Source organism: Pseudomonas sp. PF05, assembly GCF_056521845.1.
Genome location: NZ_JBWLPW010000051.1, coordinates 1 through 1945, shown reverse-complemented (window position 1 = coordinate 1945; position 1945 = coordinate 1). Strand labels below are relative to the sequence as shown.

The following is a 1945-nucleotide window of genomic DNA, read 5'->3' as shown; positions in this document are numbered from 1 at the left end:
CGTTGCAGACCCGTTCAATGCCGATCCCGGTGCCTTGCTGTATCGCACCGGCGACCTGGCCCGCTGGCGCACGGACGGCACGGTGGACTACCTGGGCCGCAACGACGACCAGGTGAAGATCCGCGGTTTCCGTATCGAACTGGGCGAGATCGAAGCCCGGCTCGGCCAGCATGACGCGGTCAAGGACGCCGTGGTGCTGGTGCGCGAAGACGCCCCGGGCGAGAAGCGCCTGGTGGCGTACTTCACGCCGCGGGACCTGGACGTTGCGCCACACATCGAGACGCTGCGTACTCATTTGCAGGGGCAATTGCCGGACTACATGATTCCGGTGGCCTACGTGCGGCTCGACGCACTGCCGTTGACCGCCAACGGCAAGCTCGACCGCCGTGCACTGCTGGCGCCGGACAGCGACGCTTACGTCAGCCGTGAATATGAAGCCCCGCAAGGCGAGGTCGAGCAGCTATTGGCACAACTCTGGGCCGAACTGCTCAGGGTTGACCAGGTCGGTCGCCACGACAATTTCTTCGAGCTGGGCGGCCATTCGCTGCTGGCGGTCACGCTGATCGAACGCATGCGCCAGGTCGGCTTGAGCGCTGACGTGCGGGTGTTGTTCAGTCAGCCGACCTTGGCTGCGCTGGGCGCGGCCATCGGCAGTGGCCGGGAGGTGGATGTCCCGGTGAACCGGATTGTTCCGGACTGCGGACGGATCACCCCGGACATGCTCACGCTGATCGACCTTGATCAGGCGACCATTGACCGGGTCGTGGCGACAGTGCCGGGAGGGGCACCGAATGTGCAGGACATCTACCCGCTGGCACCACTGCAGGACGGCATTCTCTACCATCACCTGTCCGCCGAGCAGGGCGACCCCTATGTCTTGAAAACCGTGTTCGAACTGCAAAGTCGCGACCGGCTGGTGGCGTTTGTGGACGCGCTGCAATACGTCATCGACCGGCACGACATCCTGCGCACCAGCGTGGTGTGGCAAGGCTTCGACGCGCCGATCCAAGTGGTGTGGCGCGAAGCGAAACTGCATCTGGAGGAGGTCGCCCTGGACATTGCCAAGGGCGAGATCGCAGCGCAGTTGCAGGAGCGTTTCGACCCGCAACACTACCGGCTGGACATCACCCAGGCCCCGCTGATGCGTCTGGTCTTTGCCGAAGACGCGGTCAACCAGCGCTGGGTCGCGGTGTTGTTGTTCCACCATATGGCCCTCGACCACACGGCCCTGGAAGTGGTGCAGCACGAGATGCAGGCGCACCTCCTGGGCCAGGCCGGCCAGTTGCCTGCGGCAATGCCGTACCGCAACTATGTGGCGCAAGCGCGCCTGGGCGTGAGTCAACACGAGCACGAAGGGTTTTTCCGCGAGATGCTCGGCGATGTCGACGAGCCGACCTTGCCCTTCGGCTTGCAGGACGTGAGCGGCGACGGGCAGGCCATCGAGCATGCCCGGCAAGTTGTCGAGGCGACCTTGAGCCAGCGTCTGCGGGCACAAGCCCGGCAGTTGGGGGTGAGTGCCGCCAGCCTGGTCCACCTGGCCTGGGCGCAGGTATTAGGGCGAGTATCAGGCAAGGACGATGTGGTGTTCGGTACGGTCCTGCTGGGCCGGATGCAGGGCGGCGATGGCGCTGATCGGGCGCTGGGCATGTTCATCAATACTTTGCCGTTGCGGGTCGGAGTGAACAGCCAAGGCGTGCGCGAGGGGGTGAAAGCCACTCACGCAAGGCTGACTGGGTTGTTGGGCCATGAGCACGCCTCGCTGGCCTTGGCCCAGCGTTGCAGTGGCGTGGTTGCGCCGCTGCCGCTGTTCAGCGCGCTGCTCAATTACCGACACAGCGCCAGCGCAGCGGCCGAGGTCTCGAATGAAACCCTGGCCGCGTGGGAGGGCATCGAGTTCCTCAGCAACGAAGAACGGACCAACTACCCACTGACCTTGTCGGTGGAT

General features: G+C 64.7%; 1 protein-coding gene. It reads left to right on the top strand.

What is annotated here, in order from left to right:
* On the top strand, window positions 1–1945 hold a 1945-nt coding region (locus tag AC09SL_RS29360), incomplete at both ends, for a condensation domain-containing protein (protein WP_479571987.1).